Genomic DNA, 16,403 nt, shown 5'->3' on the forward strand with positions numbered 1-16,403 from the left:
GTATGCAGGGTCGGTGGCGGTGGAGGCAACCGGGCGCGGCGCATGCCCGGAGCCCGTCAGCGCGGCGCCGGGCGCAGGCCGTCGAGGGGGGCGAGGCCATCCGGACCCACGGCGGGCGGGCGGACCGCGTCGAGATCCCGGGCGAGGCCGGCGAGGTCCGGCACCGGGGCCTCGCCGGTCCCGAACAGGGCCGCGTCGAGGGCGGCGAGGCGCGGGCCGGTGCGGAGATCGGCGCGCCAGGCCGCGGCGCGGGCCGGATCGCGCCGGGCGGCGTGATCGAGGGCGGCGCGGAACCCGCGCGGATCGCGCCGCCGGGCGGCACGGGCGAGCGCGCGCAGGGGCGGCGCCTCGCGGCGGGAGAGGCCCCAGGCGCTAAAAGCCAGCCCGAAGGCGGCAAGCCCGGCGGCGAGCGCGCGCCAGGGCGAAGCCGGGGGAGGGGGCGCCGCGTCCGTGCTCCTCGCCGCGCGGGCACCGACGATGCGGGCCGGGATCTCGGCCTCGCGCATCACCCGCGCCTTGGTGTCGAACCACGGGATCGAAATCGCCTGAAGGGTGATCGGCTCCGGCACGCCCGGGCGCACGTCCCAGCGATAGGTCGCGCGGGCGACCGGGCCCGCCGGGGTGATGCGGGTCTGGCGCTCGACCGGGCCGGCGAAGGTGAGGATGCCGCGGGTGCGCAAGGTTGGCCGCGGCGGCAGGGCGTCGGCGGTGAGCCCGCGCGCCTCCAGCGTCACGGTGCGGCGGGCCGGCTCGCCGAGCCGCAAGCTCTCGGGCTCGGGCTCCCAGACGTCGGTCACGGTCAGGCCTTCGGCCGGCAGCCACCAGGGCTCGGGCGCGTCCGGCCCGCCCGGGCCCTGCCAGGCGGCGACGGCGAGGGGCAGCGGGTTCGAGCGCACCTCGATCAGCCGGCGCTCGCCGCCATCAACGACCGTCAGGCGGTGCACGAAGGGATCGACGACGAACCGGCCGGCGCCTTGCGGGAACACCGCGACGGTGCGCTCGAAGCCGCGCGCCTCCTGGCCCTGGATCGTGGTGCGAAACCACCGGTCGCGGCCGAGCTGGGTCCAGGCGAAATGCGGCAGGCTCGGCTGGCGCAGGTCTTCGAGCGCGATCTGCGCCCGGTAGGTGCCGCGGATGCGCAGGAGCACCATCTCGCGCGGGTAGGGCGCGGCGGAGCCCGGAACCTCGGCGGTGACGGAGAGCGCGAGGTTGCCGTCCTCCAGGGCGAGCGCCGGCGAGGCGGCGAGGAGGCCGGCGAGGAGGAGCCACGCCGCCACGGGCTGCTTCACCACGGGCTGCCTCACCATGGGTCGCTTCCCGGCTGCACGGCGGTGCCGGCCTCGCGCCGGCGGGTCTGCTCGGCGAGAATCCTCGAGCGGACGAAGCGGCCGGGATCGTCGGTCAGGGTCGCGAGCCAGTGCCGGTCGGGGCGGATCTCTCGCGACTCGAAGCTCTTCGAGACCCGGCGCACCTCGCGCTCCACCACCTCGGACACGCTGGCATTGCCGCCGCCCTGGCGCCCACCGCCCTCGGCGTCGCTCGCCGAGCCCCGCGCCTGGCCGCGGCCGGGATCGACCGCCCGCTGCTCGGCCCGGCCGGTGCGGGCGGCCTTCGAATTGCCGGGCGATTCGGCGGCCGAGGACGCCTCGCGATGGCCGGCCAAGCCCTCGCCGGTCGAGGCGGTACCGGGGTCGTCGGCGTCGGATTCGGTCTTGGTGGCGTAGCGGGTGGCGGCGTCGGCCCGGGCATTGGCCTCGCCGGCGGTGCGGCCGCCGGGGGCGTCCGGCGTGTCGAGGAGGCGCGCCACCAGTTCGCGGTTGGCCCTGGCGTCCTCGTCCGCCGGGTCGCGGGCGAGCGCGGCGTCGTAGGCCCCGAGCGCCCCTTTCAGGTCGCCGGAGAGCGCCAGCGCGTTGCCGCGGTTGTAGGGCGAGCCCGCGAAGGCCGCGGCGGCCTCCTCGTAGCGGCCGGCGGCGTAGAGGGCGGTGCCGCGCCAGGCCGGATCGTCGGTGATGGCGGCCGCCGGGCCCGGCAGGCCGGCGGCGAGGAGGAGGCGGGCCAGCGCCGCGGGCTCGACGACCAGCCCCGCCAGGGCGAGGCCGCCGGCGGCCAGGAGAAGCGTTCGCATCAGGCGCTCCGCCGGAAGAGGAGCAGGACCGGCAGCAGCGCAAGGCCCGCGAGAACGCGGCCGAGATCCTGCCAGGCCAGCACCGCGTAGCCGCCCTCGGCCAGATGGCGGGCCACCGTCTCGGAGATCGCCGCCAGCACCGGGCCCGGCGCGTCGAGGCTTCCGGACGCGCCGCCGCCGAGGGCAGCGAGGCGGGCGAGGCCCGCGCCGTCCGGCCGCGGCGCCTCGGGCGGCAGGGCGGGATTCGTGACCAGCACGGTGTGCAGCCGGTGGCCCTCCGCCCGGAGCGCCGCCGCCTCGCGGGAGCTCGCTTCGTCGAGGCCGCCACCGTCGCTCACCAGCACCACGTCGCCGGTCACCACCACGCCCTCGGCCAGCGTCCGGCGGGCGAGCGCGAGGGCCCGGGCCGGATGGCTGCCGCGATCCGGCACGGTGGTGCCGTCGAGGGCGAACAGGACCGTGCTCACGCTGTCGCGGTCGGTGGTCGGCGTCGCCACGAGGTAGGCGTCGCCGGCATAGGCGACAAGCGCGACCGCCTTCGTGCCGGCGGCCTCGGCCAACCCTTGCGCCAGCGCCCGCGCCTCGCCGAGGCGCCCGCCCTCGGCGACCGAGCGCGACAGGTCGAGGGCGATGATCGCCGCGTCGAGGTTGCGGAATCCCACCACGTCGCGCCGCTCCCGGGCCGGGCCGGCGAGACCCAGCGCGAGGAGGGCGGCCGCCAGCACCAGCAGGGCCTGCCCCGAGCGGCGCCCCGGCCGCACCGCGCCGCGGGCGTGAAGCGCCGCCATCAGGTGCGACTCCACCGCCCTGGCCCAGTCGCCGAGCGGCGCGGCGCGGTGGGCGACGCGCCAGGCCAGGAGGGCGAGGAGCGGCAGGACGAGGAGCCACCAGGGGCGCAGCAGGGTGAAGGCCTCGGTCACGCCGCCCTCCGGGTCAGCAGGAGCGCCAGCGCCGACAGGAGCGCCACCGTGCCCGGCCACGGCCAGAGGTCGCGGCGCAAGGGCACCGGCGGGGCCCGGTCGCGCCCGCCTTCGAGCGCGTCGATGCTGTCGGCGACGCCCGCGAGATCCTCGGTGGTGCGCACCCGGAAGAAGCGGCCGCCGCTGGTCGCCGCCACGTCGCGCAGCGCATCCGAATCGACCACGTCCTGCTCGCCGTCGGCATCGGCGAGGTCGCGGGGACCGAGGGCGATGGTGTGGACGCGGATGCTGAGGTCGCGGGCGAGGACGGCGACGTCCCGCGGCGTGGTCTGGCCGGCATTGTTGGCGCCGTCGGAGAGCAGCACCACCACCTTCGCCGGGCCCGGCAGGGCGTCGAGGCGCTTGAGGGCGAGGCCGAGCCCGTCGCCGATGCCGGTCGAGCGGCCGACGAGACCGATCTGCGCCTCCTCCAGCGCCCGGGCGACGGCGCTGGTGTCGAAGGATGGGGCGGCCGCCACGTCGGCCTGGTCGGCGAAGATCACGAGGCCGACCCGGTCGCCGGCCCGGCGGCGGATGAAATCGGCCCCGACCCGCTTGACCGCCGCGAGGCGCGAGGTGGTGCGGCCGTCGAGCGAAAAGTCGATCCGCTCCATGCTGCCCGACAGGTCGAGGGCGAGCACGATGTCGCGTCCGGAGGCCGGCAGTGCCGCGCCCGGCAGCACCAGCCGCGGGCCGGCGAGGCTCGCGACGAGGGCGACCCAGAGCAGCCAGGTCAGGGCCGCGCGTCCCCGCGCCCCGACCGCGAGCGGCCCGCCGCGATCGAGCCCGGCGATCAGGGAGGGCGGCACCGCGAGCGCCCCGCTGTCGCCCGCCCGCGGCGGCAGGAGGCGGGCGGCGATGAGCGGCAGCGGCAGGAGCAGGCCGGCGAGCGGCGCCGCGAAATCCAGGGAGGCGAGGCCGGCCACGTCGCTCAAGCCCGCAGGCGCGCGAGGAGCCGGGCGAGGCCGGCCTCGACGGCGGCGAGATCGGGCGCGGGGCCCGGGACGTAGAGGTTTTCGCTCAGCGCCCGGCCGGGGCCGCGTCCGAAGAAGTCGGTGCGCAAGGCAGCGTCGAGCCCCGCCGGACCCTCGACCCCGAGGCTGCGGGCGAGCCGCCGGCTCAACCGCGCCAGCGCCACGCGGCGCTCCGCTGGCGGCAGGGCGCGGGCGGCGGACAGCTCGGCGAGCGCCGCCCGGCGGACCGGGCGGGCGCGCCAGCGCGGCCGGAGCCAGGCGGCGAGGGCGGCGAGCGCCAGGCCGAGGACGACCGCGGCCAGCATCTCGGGCCGGACCAGCCCCGGATCGGGCGGGGGGTGCAGGCCGCGCAGGCCCGAGAGCGCGGCCTCACAGCACGGCATCGAGCCGTTCCACCAGCGGGGCGAAGCCCTCGGGGCCCGTCTCGGTGTCGAGGCGCAGGCCCGCGAGGCCGAGGCGGGCACAGGCCGCGAGGCGGTCCTCCGGCGCCGGCCGCGCCCGGCCGATCCTCGCGGTGCCGCGGCGGCCGTCCGGGGTGGCGTAGGGGTAGAGGCCCGGGGGAGCGGCGCGCTCGAAGGCATCGCTCACCAGGATCAGGCTGACGGAGATCCGCTCGGCGAGCGCCGCGAGGCACTCCGAAAAATCCTCGCCGGGTGAATCGAGGGCGCTCGCCAGCACCAGGTGCCCGCCCGCCGGCAGCAGCGACCGCGCCCGCTCCAGGACCGGGCTCAAGGGCGGGTCTTCGTGAAGCGGAGCCGCGAGCGCGCCCGCATGCGCCCGGGCGAGGCCCTGGCACAGGGCCGCCATGCCGCGCCCACCGCCCCGCGGCGGCAGCGCCACCGGCTCGGCGCCCGCGACGCAGAGCCCGACCCGGCCGCCATCGCCGGCGATGCGCCAGCCGAGCAGCACCAGGGCCTCCGCGGCGGCGACCGAGCGCAAGGAGCGGCGGGTGCCGAACAGCATCGAGGGCCGGAAGTCGGCCAGCATCACCACGGCGCGGTCGCGCTCCTCGTGGTGGGTGCGCACGTGCGGCGCGCCGGTGCGGGCGGTGGCGTTGCGGTCGATGTGGCGCACGTCGTCGCCCTCGGCCCACGGCCGCACGTCGTCGGGCTCGGTGCCGCGCCCGCGCCGGCGCGTGACGATGCCGCCGGGCAGCCCAGAGCGACCCCGCGTCATCGCCTCGGTCCCGCGGCGGGCGAGGTGGCGCAGGCCCATGAGCGCCCCGGCCTCGAGGGCGATGCCGGGCTGGGCGAGGGGGTCGGACTCGGGCGGCGGCCGTGCCACGATGACAAACATCCTCAGAGCGGGTGCACCCGGTCGAGCAGGCCGGCGACCACGGCGCGGGCGGTCTGCCCATCCGCCGAAGCGCGCCAGGTCAGGGCGAGGCGGTGGGCGAGCGCGTCGCCGGCGAGCGCCGCGACGTCGTCCGGCACGACGTGGTCGCGCCCGTGCAGGTAGGCCCGGGCCTTGCCGGCGAGCATCAGGGCTAGCGTCCCGCGGGGCGAGACCGGATGCTCGATCGCGGCCCGCAGGTCCGGCGCCGCCGGCCCGCCCCGGGTGGCACCGACGAGGCGGACCAGAAAGTCCTTGAGCGCCGGCGAGACGTGGACCTTGAGCGCAGCAGTTCGGGCTTGGCGCAGTTCCTCGGCCGTGAGGCGCACCGGCATGGCTGCCACTGCCTCCGTCATCTCGCCCTCGACGAGGTCGAGGATGCGGCGCTCGGCGACCTCGTCCGGCATCGCGACGGCGACGTGGAGCAGGAACCGGTCGAGCTGCGCCTCCGGCAGCGGGAAGGTGCCGGCATGCTCGATCGGGTTCTGGGTCGCCACCACCATGAACGGATCGGGCAGGGGGTGGGTTGTGCCCGCCACCGTGACCTGCTGCTCGGCCATCGCCTCGAGCAGCGCCGACTGCACCTTCGGCGGCGCCCGGTTGACCTCGTCGACGAGCACCAGGGAGTGGAACAGCGGGCCTTCCAGGAACTCGAACCGGCCGCCGTCCGGCCGCCAGACCGTGGTGCCGGTGAGGTCGGCGGGCATCAGGTCGGGGGTGCACTGGATGCGGGCGAATCCCGTGTCGAGCCCGTCGGCGAGTCGCTTGACCGCCCGGGTCTTGGCGAGGCCCGGCGCGCCCTCGATCAAGAGGTGGCCGCCGGTGAGGAGCCCGATCAGGAGCCGCTCGACGAGGCCGGAGGCACCGATCAGGCCGGCTTCGAGGCCGGTCCGCAGGACGTCGAGGCGCGCGCGGACGGGATCGTCGGCTGCCGCGACGCTGCGCAGCGCGGCCTGTTCAGCGCCTCGCGCCATCCTGGCGTCTCCCCCTCGGGCCGGTGCTTGGCGTGCCGGCGTTGCGGGGGATCAGGCCGCGTCTTGCTTGGTGCGTCAATCCCGCGGGTGAGGGAGGCGGGGTGTGCTTAAGTCCGCGGCGCAGGATGAGAATGCCGGACGTCTCGAATCGAACCCAGTCAGCTTGACCGAGCGAGGGGCTGCATGCGACCCGGTACTGAAGCTGTGAACGTCCGCTCGCAGGCTGCTCGACGGGACGATGATCTGCGGTTGCCTGGACAGGCCACCCGTGGCTCCAGAGCATTTCCGACGAACCGGCATCCACTTCATCGGAAAATGCTCTGGTCCAACCAGGACTTGTTCGGTCAGCGCAAGCTCATCCTTGCATCATTGTCGACGATGAAAGCTCCGGGTGCGCAGCTTCCGAGTCAAAATCGCCTATACGGTCCCGTGACCGAACCGATGACGGCTGTCGCTGTCTTGGCCGGGTAGGTCAGCAATGACGTTCCGAACGAAAGCGTGCTGGTCACGAGGTTGGTGGTCGATGTCGTCGTTGTCGTCTTGGGCGCAGTTGCGGTCGTCGTGGTGGCGCTGGTCGTAGGAGCCGTGGTCGTTGCAGGTGCCGTGGTCGACGTGGTGCCTGACGCCGTCACGATCGCGGGAGCCGCGGTCGCGCTCGTGCCGGATGTCGTAGTGGTCGGTGCCGTCGTTGTCCCACCGGCGGTCGGCGACGTCGTCGAGGTGGCCGTGCTTCCGGTCAAGGCTGAGGTCATGCCGCTCAGGAGCGAGGTGGCTTCGCCCAGGACCTGCGTCGTCCCGCTGGAGACCGTGGAGGCTGTGGTCGTTGAAGCCGTGCTGCTGCCGCCCGATGTCGTTCCCGCCGCCGTGCTCGGAGAGACGGTGCCAGTGACGGATGCCATCGTGCTCGCCAGGTAGGCGGTCGTCGCGCTTACGACAGACGGGCTCGACGTTGTGTCGCTCAGGACCGAGGTCACTGGCGCCACGACCGGAGCGGTCACAGCCTGCGCGGCGCCGGAGAAGGCGCCGGTCGTCGCGGTGACCTGCGCGATCGTCGAGGAAACAGCGGGCGTGGCGACGGCATCCGCGACGGTCGAGGTGACGGCAGCAACCACCGGGGCTGAGACCTCCACGCTCGCCTGGACGCCGCCGGGCGCCACGCCCAGGGCGTCGAGCGCCTGACCCGCTACCCCGTCCTTCACGCCATCGAGTGCCTGCACGGAGACCGCGACATCCCCGGACTTCGTATCGATGCCGATTTTGGCGTCAGCCTTCGCGCCTGCGACAGAGGCCTTGACCGTCGCATCGGCCGCCTGCGTATTGATATTGGCATCGATATCGCTACCGCCCAAGGACGCAGTCGGAGAAGAGTTGATGTTCGCCTTCTCCAGAGCCTTCAAAGACGCGTTGATGGACGCACTTGCAGTCGCTTTAGCCGAAGGTGATGTGAGAGCAATGGCGTTCGGCTCCTTCGACTTGTCTGAGCGTTTCTGAGAGATTTTATTGTCGATCGCTGCGTCATTCGATTTTGGCTTGCTGCCAGAGACCTTGCTCCGGTCGTAGGCGTAGTAAGCCTCGCGGGCCTTCGCGGCGGCTGTCGCGGACGACTTGAGAGTATCACCTGCTGTCGATGGAGATGTGTCTGCATATCTGGAGAAGAAAGAATTGATTTGGGACTTGGTATATTGCCCTATCTGCATGTCGAACCCCTTCGTCTGGAGGATGATTTCCGCTAAAATCCAGACCGGGATCTAAATAAGATTCATCGTATTTTAGTAGTTTTGTTCTATTTCAATCGTTTTGGGCGCAATCTGATCGAGGCTTCGCGAAATGGTTGACGCTCTTTTTAATGATTACGTGAGCGAGAGGTTCCCGGAGGTTGCGTAGCGCAACGCGGCACCACCGGAGATCCCCTACGGACAGTGTAATACGAGGTTGTCGGCGCATGCGTAGCCAGGCTTAGTGCACCTCACGAAACTTCCGCTGCGCTGGCGCTGCCACATCAAGCGACGCGGATGACCGCGAGTTTTGCGAGAGACAGTTCGACCATGCCGCAGCGGATCATGGCGTGGGACCTCTTCGAGAGTTTCTAGGAGAAGGGCGTTCACATCGCCGCCGTCACGGTCGCGGGCTTCATGCCGCCCGGCTCATAGGGGAGAAGGGGAGGGCGCTCCCCGAGGGAGCGCCCCGCCTCACGACGCGCGTCGCCTCACACCGTCCACGGCGCCGGCCGGTTCGGGCTGATTCCGTAGCGGGCCACCGCATCGGCCACCTTCGCCCGGTCGAGCGTGCCCTCGTCAGCGAGCGCGGCGAGCGCCGCCACCGCGACGTGGTGCCGGTCGACCTCGAAGAAGGCGCGCAGCGCGCTGCGGGTGTCGCTGCGGCCGAAGCCGTCGGTACCGAGGGTGACGTAGCGGGCCTGGATCGCGGTCGCGATCAGCTGCGGGTAGGCGCGGACGTAGTCGGTGGCGGCGACGACCGGAATGGGCCCGGGCAGCGACTCTTCCACGAGGCTGCGCTTCTGCGGCAGGCTCGGGTTCAGCCGGTTCGACCGCTCGACCTCGCGGGCCTCGCGGGCAAGCTCGCTGAAGCTCGTGACGCTGTGGACCTCGGCGGCGATGCCCCATTCCTCGGCGAGAAGCTTCGCCGCGGCGATGACCTCGGGCAGGATCGCTCCCGAACCGAGTAGCCGAATAGCCGGCTCACCATCTCCGTAGCCGGCAAAACGATACATCCCGCGGATGATCCCGTCGCGCACGCCGTCGGGCATCGACGGTTGGGCGTAGTTCTCGTTCATCGCCGTGACGTAGTAGAACGCGTCGACGTCGCGCTCCATCATGTCGCGGGCGCCGTGGTCGAGGATCACCGCCATCTCGTAGGCGAAGGCGGGGTCATAGGCGCGGCAGTTCGGGATCGTTGCGGCCACCAGATGGCTCGACCCGTCCTGATGCTGCAATCCCTCGCCGCCGAGCGTGGTGCGGCCCGCCGTGGCGCCGATGAGGAAGCCGCGGGCGCGCTGGTCGGCCGCCGCCCAGATCAGGTCGCCGACGCGCTGGAAGCCGAACATCGAGTAGTAGATGTAGAACGGCAGCATCGCGAGGCCGTGGACGCTGTAGGACGTCGCGGCCGCGGCCCAGGACGAGATCGCGCCCGCCTCGGTGATGCCCTCCTCGAGCAGCTGCCCGTCGCGCGACTCCTTGTAATAGAGCATCGAGCCGGCATCCTCCGGCTCGTAGAGCTGGCCGAGCGGCGAGTAGATGCCGACCTGCCGGAACAGGTTCGCCATGCCGAAGGTGCGCGCCTCGTCGGCGACGATCGGCACGACGCGCGGACCCAGCTCCTTGTGCTTGATGAGGCTGCTGAACAGCCGCACCGCCGCGGTGGTGGTCGACATCTCCTTGCCGTCGGCCTCGAGCGCGAAGCCCGCATAGGTCGAGAGGTCCGGCACCGCAACGTGGGCGGCGGTGCGCCGGCGCTTGGGCAGGAAGCCGCCGAGCTTCTCGCGGCGCTCGCGCAGGTAGCGCAGCTCGCGGCTGTTCTCGTCCGGCTTGTAGAATTCCAGCCCCTCGACCTGCGCGTCGGTGAGCGGCAGGGCGAAGCGATCGCGGAACGCCTTCAGCGCGTCGGTATCGAGCTTCTTGGCCTGGTGGGCGGTCATGCGCGACTCGCCGGCCCCCCCCATGCCGTAACCCTTCTTGGTCTTGGCCAGGATCACGGTCGGGCGGCCCTTGGTCGCCTTGGCGGCGGCGAAGGCCGCGTAGAGCTTGCGGAAATCGTGGCCGCCGCGCTTCAGCTTGTCGACGTCGCCGTCCGACATGTGCGAGACCAGCGCCTTCACCTCGTCATCCTCGCCGAAGAAGTGGGCGAGGTTGTAGGCGCCGTCCTTGGCGCCGAGCGTCTGGTACTTGCCGTCGACGGTGGCGGCGAAGCGGCGAAGTAAGGCGTGGTTGGTGTCGCGGGCGAAGATCGCGTCCCACTCCGAGCCCCACAGCACCTTGACGACGTTCCAGCCGGCACCGCGAAAAACGCTCTCCAGCTCCTGGATGATCTGGCCGTTGCCGCGCACCGGTCCGTCGAGGCGCTGCAGGTTGCAGTTGATGACGAAGGTGACGTTGTCGAGCTTTTCGCGCGCCGCCAGCGTCAGCGCACCGATCGATTCCGGCTCGTCCATCTCGCCGTCGCCGAACACGCCCCAGACGTGCTGGCCGGCGGTATCGGCCAAACCCCGGTCGCTCAAGTAGCGCATGAAGCGCGCCTGGTAGATCGCGTTCATCGGCCCGATGCCCATCGAGCCGGTCGGCACCTGCCAGAACTCGGGCATCAACCAGGGATGGGGGTAGGAGCACAGGCCCTCGCCGGCGATCTCCTGGCGGTAATGCTTCAGGTTGGTCTCGGAGAGCCGCCCCTCCAGGAAGGCGCGGGCGTAGACGCCGGGCGCCGAGTGCGGCTGGAAGAACACGAGGTCGGCGCCCGCTCCGCTCGCGTCGCCGGCCTGGAAGAAGTGGTTGAAGCCGAGCTCGAAGATCTCGGCGGCCGAGGCGTAGGAGGCGACGTGGCCGCCGAGCTCGCCGTAGGCCATGTTGGCCCGCACCACCATGGCGAGCGCGTTCCAGCGCATGATCGAGGTGATGCGCTCCTCGACCGCGAGGTCGCCCGGATAGGGCGGCTGCTTCTCCAGCGGGATGGTATTGCGGTAGGGCGAGTAGGGCGGCGCCTCCTCGACGACGCCGATCTCGCGCGCCTTCTGCTCCAGCCGGTCGAGCAGGAAGCGGGCTCGCGCCGCGCCGCCGTGGCGGAGCACCGATTCGAGCGAGGCGAGCCAGTCCGCGGTCTCGGCCGGATCCGGATCGGCCACGCCGCGCGGGCCCAGAATGGCTTGGTTGCTGGTGCGCTCGTTCTCGTTGACCGGTACGGCCGGGACCGGCTTGGCGCTCGCGCTCATGGCCTTCATCCTCCCAAAAGATGGCGCCAGGATAATCCCCCGGTCGCGGCAGAAGCTGCTTCGTTTGCCGCCGGATCGAGGGCCAGCGCAAAACATTTTCGCGAGATCGATCATGCGTGGTCGATCTTGCCGCGGGGCGAGGGCGAAGCGGCGCCGTTCGGCGGCCGGCGACAGGATGCGCCGCCAGATCCGAGGCTCGCGCATCGCGCGCTCCACAATGTCCGGCAGGTAGCGTCAATGGCACCTTTGTCCTAAAGTCCGCGCCGAGTCGGGCTGTGCGGGGCCGGCCTCCCCATCGCTCGTCCCTCGTCGAGACCGTATCGGCCGGGGATGCGGGGTCGCCGGCTCGGCCATGCCCGTGCCTGCCTCGGGACACAGCCTCGCGATGACCGCCGATCCGGCCGCCAGCCTCAGCCTGCTCCAGACCCCCCTGCACGATCTGCACCTGGAGGTCGGCGCCCGGATGGTGCCGTTCGCCGGCTACATGATGCCGCTGCAATACCCGCTCGGGCTCCTCAAGGAGCACCTGCACACCCGCAAGGCCGCCGGGCTGTTCGACGTGTCGCATATGGGCCAGATCGCCGTGCGGGCCCGCTCCGGCGACCTCGCGGACGCCGCCCGCGCCCTCGAGACGGTGCTGCCGATCGACGTCGTGGGGTTGGGCGCCGGGCGCCAGCGCTACGGATTCCTGACCACGCAGGGCGGCGGCATCCTCGACGACCTGATGCTCGCCAACTTAAGCGACCACTACCTCCTGATCGTCAACGCCGCCAACAAGGCCGCGGGCCTCGCCCACCTCCTCGACGCGATCGGCACCGAGTGCATCGTGGAGCCGGTCGAGCGGGCGCTGATCGCGCTCCAGGGCCCGGGGGCGGAAGGTGCGCTCGCGCGCCACCTGCCCGTGGTCGCCGAGATGCGCTTCATGGATGCGCGCACGATCGCGTTCCAGGGCGAGGACGGCGTGGTGGTGCGTTCCGGCTATACCGGCGAGGACGGGTTCGAGATCGCGCTGCCGCCCGACGCCGCCGTGGCGCTCGCCCGGGCGCTGCTGGCCGACCCCGAGGTGAAGCCGATCGGGCTCGGCGCCCGCGATTCCCTGCGGCTCGAAGCGGGCTTGTGCCTGCACGGCTCGGACATCGACCACGAGACCTCGCCGGTCGAGGCCGGCCTGTCCTGGGCGATCCCGAAGGTGCGCCGCCTCGGCGGCGCCCGGGCCGGGGGCTTCCCCGGCGCCGAGCGCATCCTGGCCGAGCTCGCCGACGGCCCGGCGCGCCTGCGGGTGGGCCTGCGGCCGGAGGGGCGCACCCCGGTCCGGGCCGGCGCCGCCCTCTACGAGACCGCCGACGGATCCGAGGCGGTCGGCCGGGTGACCTCCGGCGGCTTCGGGCCGAGCCTGGAGGGGCCGGTCGCCATGGGGGTGGTGCCGCGCGCGCTCGCGGTGCCGGGCACCCACGTCTTCGCCGAGGTGCGCGGCCAGCGCCTGCCATGCGCGGTGGTGCCGCTGCCGTTCCGCCCCGCCGGCTTCAAGCGTTCCTGAACGAAGGAAACGAGACATGCTGAAATATACCGACGAGCACGAGTGGCTGCGCCTGGAGGGCGACGTGGCGACGGTGGGGATCACCGACCACGCCGCCGAGCAGCTCGGCGACCTCGTCTTCGTCGAGCTGCCGAAGGTCGGCGCCACGCTGACCAAGGGCGCCGCCGCCGCGGTGGTGGAATCGGTCAAGGCGGCCTCCGACGTCTACGCGCCGGTCGACGGCGAGGTGACCGAGGTCAACGAGGCCGCGGTGGCGAGCCCCGAGAGCGTCGGCACCGATCCGCAGGGCGCCGGCTGGCTCTACCGCGTGCGCCTCTCGAACCCGTCCCAGCTCGACGGGCTGATGGACGAGGCGGCCTACCGCGCCTTCGTGGGCTGACATGATGTCAGCCTGATCTGTTTCGAGACCAGTCAAGCGCGGGATCCCCTCTCCCGTGTAGGAGAGGGGTAGGGGTGAGGGTGGCGCGCTTCAGGATTTGCCTGAACGGTCCCGCTGCCAGCACGACGCTCAGCGTTTCGCACTGAAGCGTATCACCCTCACCCCCGGCCCCTCTCCCACACCTTGCAGCGATACCGGGCAAGCCCGGCATCGCCTGGAGAGGGGAGAAGCGCTCCACCTTTCAAGCCGCACCGCACGGCTCCGACCAGGGCACCCCCTCCATGCCGATGGACAAGTACGATCCCTACGACTTCGCCAACCGCCGCCATATCGGCCCGTCGGTGGACGAGATCGCCCGCATGCTGGAGGTGGTCGGTTCTGACAGCCTCGACGCCCTGATCGACGAGACCCTGCCGGCGGGGATCCGCCAGAAGGAGGCGACCGAGTTCGGCGCCGCCCTGTCGGAGCGCCGGGCGATCGAGCGCCTGCGGGCGACGGCCAACAAGAACAAGCTGCTGACCTCGCTGATCGGCCAGGGCTACCACGGCACCACGATGCCGCCGGCGATCCAGCGCAACATCTTCGAGAACCCGGCCTGGTACACGGCCTACTCGCCCTACCAGCCCGAGATCAGCCAGGGCCGGCTCGAGGCGCTGCTCAACTTCCAGACCTGCGTCAGCGACCTGACCGGGCTCGACATCGCCAACGCCTCGCTCCTCGACGAGGCGACCGCCGCCGCCGAGGCGATGGGCATGGCGCGCCGCATCGCGACCGCCAAGCCCGACACGTTCTTCGTCGACGCGCAGTGCCTGCCGCAGACCATCGCGGTGCTGAAGACCCGGGCCGAGCCGTTCGGCTGGCGGATCGTCGTCGGCGATCCCTTCACCGACCTCGATCCCAACGCGGTCTTCGGCGCGATCTTCCAGTATCCGGGCGTCGAGGGCGCGGCCCACGACTTCACCGACGTCATCACCAAGCTCCATGAGGCCGGCGCCATCGCCGTGGTGGCGGCCGATCCGCTGTCGCTGACGGTGTTGAAGCCCCCGGGCGAGATGGGGGCCGACATCGCGGTCGGCTCGATGCAGCGCTTCGGCGTGCCGATGGGCTACGGCGGCCCGCACGCCGCCTACATGGCGACCCGCGACGCCCACAAGCGCTCGCTGCCCGGGCGCATCGTCGGCGTCTCGGTCGATTCCCGCGGCAACCGCGCCTACCGGCTCTCGCTCCAGACCCGCGAGCAGCACATCCGGCGCGAGAAGGCGACCTCGAACATCTGCACCAGCCAGGTGCTGCTGGCGGTCATCGCCTCGATGTACGCGGTGTTCCACGGGCCGCGCGGGCTCAAGGCGATCGCGATGCGCATCCACCGCGACGCGACGCGGCTCGCCGCCGGCCTGAACCAGCTCGGCTTCGAGACCCACCCGGACGCCTTCTTCGACACGATCACCGTCACGGTCGGGCCGTTCCAGGGCGTGATCCTGAAGAACGCCGTCGCCAACGGGATCAACCTGCGAAAAGTGGGCAACGACCGGATCGGCATCACGGTCGACGAGCGCACGCGGCCCGACATCATCGAGGCGGTGTGGCGCGCCTTCGGGGGCGACAGCCTCGCCTACGACGAATCCTGGCCCGAGCCGCGCCTGCCGGCGGACCTGATCCGGACGTCGGAGTACCTGACCCACCCGATCTTCCACATGAACCGGGCCGAGAGCGAGATGACGCGCTACATGCGTCGCCTCGCCGACCGCGACCTCGCCCTCGACCGGGCGATGATCCCGCTCGGCTCGTGCACGATGAAGCTCAACGCCACGGCCGAGATGCTGCCGATCTCGTGGCCGGAATTCTCGGAGCTGCACCCGTTCGCGCCGAAGGACCAGGCCGAGGGCTACGCCGAGATGATCCAAGATCTCTCGCAGAAGCTCGCCGACATCACCGGCTACGCGGCGATCTCGATGCAGCCGAATTCCGGCGCCCAGGGCGAGTATGCGGGCCTCTTGGCGATCCGCGCATACCACCTGTCGCGCGGGGAGGGGCACCGCACTGTCTGCCTGATCCCGTCCTCGGCCCACGGCACCAACCCGGCCTCGGCGCAGATGTGCGGCATGACCGTGGTGGTGGTCGGCGCCGACCGCAACGGCAACGTCGACGTGGCCGATCTGCGCGCCAAGGCGGAGAAGCACAGCGACAACCTCGCCGCCTGCATGATCACCTACCCGTCCACCCACGGGGTGTTCGAGGAGGCGGTGCGGGAGATCTGCGACATCACCCACGCCCATGGCGGCCAGGTCTATCTCGACGGCGCCAACCTCAACGCGCTCGTCGGCCTCGCCCGGCCCGGCGACATCGGGGCCGACGTCAGCCACATCAACCTGCACAAGACCTTCTGCATCCCGCATGGCGGCGGCGGGCCCGGCATGGGGCCGATCGGCGTCAAGGCGCACCTGATCCCGTTCCTGCCCGGCCACGTCGAGACCGACGGGCGCGAGTTCTCGGTCTCGGCCGCGCCCTACGGCTCCGCGGCGATCCTACCGATCTCCTGGAGCTACTGCCTGCTGATGGGCGGGCGCGGGCTGACGCAGGCGACCCGCATCGCGATCCTCAACGCCAACTACATCGCCAAGCGCCTCGCGGGCGCCTACGACGTGCTCTACACCGGCACCCACGGGCGCGTGGCGCACGAGTGCATCATCGACGCCCGCCCGCTGATGAAGAGCGCCGGCGTCAGCGTCGAGGACATCGCCAAGCGGCTGATCGATTGCGGCTTCCACCCGCCGACGATGAGCTGGCCGGTGGCCGGCACACTGATGATCGAGCCGACCGAGTCCGAGACCAAGGGCGAGATCGACCGCTTCTGCGACGCCATGCTGGCGATCCGGGACGAGATCCGGGCGATCGAGGAGGGCCGGATGGACCGGGCCGACAACCCGCTCAAGAACGCCCCCCACACGGTGGAGGACCTGATCGGCCCGTGGGAGCGGCCCTATTCCCGCGAGGCCGCCTGCTTCCCGGCCGGCGCCTTCCGGGTCGACAAGTACTGGCCGCCGGTCAACCGGGTCGACAACGCCTACGGCGACCGCAACCTCGTCTGCGCCTGCCCGCCGGTGGAGAGCTACATGAAGGCGGCCGAGTAAGGGCCGAGCCTGCCGATGCCGGAACGATGACCGGGCCGATCGTGTCCGGTCAT

General features: G+C 71.9%; 12 protein-coding genes. 3 read left to right on the forward strand and 9 right to left on the reverse strand.

The genetic code is table 11. The features are described from left to right. Positions 1-56 precede the first annotated feature (56 nt). From ACS5PV_RS04325 to mdeB, 9 genes are all read right to left on the reverse strand, one after another. On the reverse strand, positions 57-1,307 hold the full coding sequence (locus tag ACS5PV_RS04325; RefSeq protein ID WP_455394135.1) for a hypothetical protein: 1,251 nt from the start codon (positions 1,305-1,307) through the stop codon (positions 57-59). Then, positions 1,301-2,125, reverse strand: a complete 825-nt coding sequence (locus tag ACS5PV_RS04330) for a hypothetical protein (protein WP_455394136.1) — start codon at positions 2,123-2,125, stop codon at positions 1,301-1,303. The genes ACS5PV_RS04325 and ACS5PV_RS04330 overlap by 7 nt, the downstream gene beginning before the upstream one ends. Beyond that, positions 2,125-3,045, reverse strand: a complete 921-nt coding sequence (locus ACS5PV_RS04335) for a VWA domain-containing protein (protein WP_455394137.1) — start codon at positions 3,043-3,045, stop codon at positions 2,125-2,127. The genes ACS5PV_RS04330 and ACS5PV_RS04335 overlap by 1 nt, the downstream gene beginning before the upstream one ends. Further along, on the reverse strand, positions 3,042-4,019 hold the full coding sequence (locus ACS5PV_RS04340; RefSeq protein ID WP_455394138.1) for a VWA domain-containing protein: 978 nt from the start codon (positions 4,017-4,019) through the stop codon (positions 3,042-3,044). The genes ACS5PV_RS04335 and ACS5PV_RS04340 overlap by 4 nt, the downstream gene beginning before the upstream one ends. Then, positions 4,016-4,441: a DUF4381 family protein gene (locus tag ACS5PV_RS04345; RefSeq protein WP_455394139.1), complete on the reverse strand. Its 426-nt coding sequence runs from the start codon at positions 4,439-4,441 to the stop codon at positions 4,016-4,018. Before ACS5PV_RS04345 ends, ACS5PV_RS04340 begins: the two co-directional genes overlap by 4 nt. Next, positions 4,428-5,345, reverse strand: coding sequence for a DUF58 domain-containing protein (locus ACS5PV_RS04350; RefSeq protein WP_455394453.1), 918 nt, complete (start codon positions 5,343-5,345; stop codon positions 4,428-4,430). The genes ACS5PV_RS04345 and ACS5PV_RS04350 overlap by 14 nt, the downstream gene beginning before the upstream one ends. 11 nt (positions 5,346-5,356) lie before the next feature. After that, on the reverse strand, positions 5,357-6,364 hold the full coding sequence (locus tag ACS5PV_RS04355; protein ID WP_455394140.1) for an AAA family ATPase: 1,008 nt from the start codon (positions 6,362-6,364) through the stop codon (positions 5,357-5,359). A 407-nt stretch (positions 6,365-6,771) separates the two neighbouring features. Continuing rightward, complete coding sequence (locus ACS5PV_RS04360; protein WP_455394141.1) at positions 6,772-8,061, reverse strand: hypothetical protein; 1,290 nt, start codon at positions 8,059-8,061, stop codon at positions 6,772-6,774. 509 nt (positions 8,062-8,570) lie between these two features. Continuing rightward, positions 8,571-11,303, reverse strand: a complete 2,733-nt coding sequence (gene mdeB / locus ACS5PV_RS04365) for an alpha-ketoglutarate dehydrogenase (protein WP_455394142.1) — start codon at positions 11,301-11,303, stop codon at positions 8,571-8,573. Positions 11,304-11,688: 385 nt separating this feature from the next. On the opposite strand from mdeB, the gene gcvT reads away from it, so the two are divergent. The 3 genes from gcvT to gcvP all read left to right on the forward strand — a co-directional run bounded on the left by gcvT (position 11,689) and on the right by gcvP (position 16,350). Continuing rightward, on the forward strand, positions 11,689-12,840 hold the full coding sequence (gcvT, locus tag ACS5PV_RS04370) for a glycine cleavage system aminomethyltransferase GcvT (RefSeq protein WP_455394143.1): 1,152 nt from the start codon (positions 11,689-11,691) through the stop codon (positions 12,838-12,840). A gap of 16 nt (positions 12,841-12,856) precedes the next feature. Next, positions 12,857-13,219 (forward strand): glycine cleavage system protein GcvH, encoded by a 363-nt coding sequence (gene gcvH / locus ACS5PV_RS04375; RefSeq protein WP_455394144.1) that lies wholly within the window; start codon positions 12,857-12,859, stop codon positions 13,217-13,219. A 281-nt stretch (positions 13,220-13,500) separates the two neighbouring features. Next, a complete protein-coding gene (gcvP, locus tag ACS5PV_RS04380; RefSeq protein WP_455394145.1) occupies positions 13,501-16,350 on the forward strand; it encodes an aminomethyl-transferring glycine dehydrogenase in 2,850 nt (949 codons plus the stop codon). Positions 16,351-16,403: the final 53 nt, after the last annotated feature.

This window comes from Methylobacterium sp. Gmos1 (assembly GCF_053764715.1).